2 protein-coding genes are annotated in these 2,371 nt (G+C 70.4%); both read left to right on the top strand.

The genetic code is table 11. From position 1 onward, the window contains the following. Window positions 1–264 precede the first annotated feature (264 nt). On the top strand, window positions 265–1,449 hold the full coding sequence (locus tag A3IC_RS54460; RefSeq protein ID WP_245599297.1) for a methyltransferase domain-containing protein: 1,185 nt from the start codon (window positions 265–267) through the stop codon (window positions 1,447–1,449). A gap of 336 nt (window positions 1,450–1,785) precedes the next feature. Continuing rightward, window positions 1,786–2,371: glycosyltransferase 87 family protein (locus tag A3IC_RS54455; RefSeq protein ID WP_245599296.1), on the top strand; the 586-nt coding region annotated here is incomplete at its 3' end.

Raw genomic sequence — 2,371 nt, 5'->3', positions numbered from 1 at the left:
TCGCCGTGGCCGCGAACGGTGGGCGTCACGTTCCTTCCTCCGGAGCCGGCCGGGGGCGTACGACTCGAGCGCCGGGGTCTCCCGGATTCGGGCGGGGTGGGACATGATGGTCCAATGGTGACCGTACGTGATGTCGGGGGTCGGTATGGGTGATCACGGTAGGCCGAGTCCGGATCCGTCGAAGGGCAAGGCCCCGCCGGACAATTCCGATGGTCAGGTGCCGCCGGAGCCGGACCCGGACGGCAAGCACAAGAAACCGAAGCCGTGAGTGAACTTGCCGCACATCGGTGGGCGTCGGCGGAGGCGATGGACGCCCACGGTGCGTGGCCCTCGGACACCCCGTGGCTGCCCGAGGCGTTCGAGGCCCTGCCCCGTGACGTCTTCGCCCCGGATCACCTGTGGGACTGGGATGGTCACGCGTACGTCCCCGTGGACCGCGCCGCCGACCCGGACCGGTGGGCGCGTCTGGTGTACGCCGGGCCCTACGAAGCGGCGATCACCGAGGTCACCGACGGCCGTCCGACGTCGAGTCTGTCCTGCACGTCGGTGGTGGCCGACATGATCGACTCCCTCGACCTCACTCCCGGACACCGCGTCCTGGAACTGGGCACCGGCACCGGCTGGAACGCCGCCCTGATCGCCCACCACGTCGGCCCCACCGGCTCGATCACCAGCGTCGAGGTCGACCCCGCCCTCGCCGACCTGGCACGAACCACCCTGACCCGCGCGGGAGTCGACGTCGACGTACGCGCCGGCGACGGCGCCAAGGGATGCCCCGACAACGCCCCCTACCAACGGATCATCGCCACCTACGCCGTCGACCGCATCCCGCACGCGTGGATCGAACAACTCGAACCCGGCGGCGACCTCGTCTTCCCCTGGGGCCGACTCGGCCACTTCGCCCTCACCCTCGACGCCACCGGCACCACCGCCACCGGCTGGTGCCAGGGCCTCGCCCAATTCATGGGCGCCCGCGACACCACCCCCACACCCACCTTCGACGACATCCACACCCGCCACCCCACCGTCGACCACGAACACGAGATCACCTGCGACCTCGCGCCGCTGTGCACGAACAACGTGATGTGGGCGCTGCGCGTGGCCCTGCCCGACGTCCGCTACACCATCACGGCGCCCGGGCAGGACGGCACGACGGTGCGCGCGCACGACGGCGCCGTCTCCTGGGCGACCCTGACCACCACACGCGACGACGACCACGTCCTCGTCCGCGAAGGCGGCCCCCGACGCCTCGCCGACGAACTCCTCGCAGCCTGGGACCGATGGGTCGACGACGGGCGGATCCGGCTGTACGACTACGGCATGACCGTCACGCCCGCCGAGCAGTACGTGTGGGCCGGTGATCCCGACACCGGACGCCGATGGCCGATCCGGGACCCGCACCGCTCGGGAGTTGATACCCGCGACGAGCTACGGCCCGCACGGCCGTGACGAGCGGCCCGGGCAGCGTCGTGCCGTTCCTTCGGCGCGTGGTGGGTGTCGGTTGCGTGGTGATTGACGGCCGTGGCGACGCTGCTCGCCGATGCCCAGTTCCCGCCGGGCTGTTCGGCGATCCGACTTCCCGTCACCCCGTGTGGGCGGTGTGATGCGGTGGCAGCAGAATTCGGTGTCATGAATGGTGATGGGGTGGATCAGCCGGGTGTTGTCGGTGCGGGCCGGTCGCGGTCGACGCGCATTCTCGCGTTATCCGCCGCGGTCTTGTGCTTCGTGGTGGCGGCGGTGTGGGCGTTGTGGTCGGCGTGGCATCTGCCGTCGTGGGATCGGCAGATGGACCTGCATGTGTACATCGGCGCGGTGCGTGCGGTGGACAGCGGGGTGCCGCTGTACGAGTACGTGGCGGAGAACGGTGATCCGTTCACGTATCCGCCGTTCGCGCTGGCGGTGTTCTGGCCGTTGGGGTGGGTGTCCGAGCCGGTGGCGCGGGTGGTGTGGCTTGTCGCCACCTTGGTCGCGGTGGTCTCGATCGCGGTCGCGTTCACCGCGCGGCGGGGGATCGTGGGGCGGCGGCGCCAGGTCGCGTTGACGCTCGTGGCGGCCGCGGTCCTGTTGGTGTCGGCGCCGGTTCAGAGCAATCTGCGGTTCGGTCAGGTCAGTGTGTTCCTGGTGGTGTCGGCGTTCGTGGACGCGCTCGATTTGACGCCGCGTCCGGTGCGCGGGGTGTTGATCGGGGTGGCGTCGGCGATCAAGCTGACGCCGTTGCTGTTCGTGCCCTATCTGTGGGTCACCGGCCGGCGCCGCGACGCGGTGCGCGCGGGCGTGTCGTTCGCGGCGTGTACGGGTCTGGCCCACGTGTTGTGGCCGGCCGCGTCGACGACGTTCTGGACCGACGCGATCTTCAGCACCTCGCGGATCG

It is taken from the genome of Embleya scabrispora DSM 41855 (genome assembly GCF_000372745.1).
GTDB lineage: Bacteria > Actinomycetota > Actinomycetes > Streptomycetales > Streptomycetaceae > Embleya > Embleya scabrispora.
The sequence above is the reverse complement of the archived record's forward strand: the minus strand, read 5'-3'. Positions and strand labels throughout refer to the sequence as shown.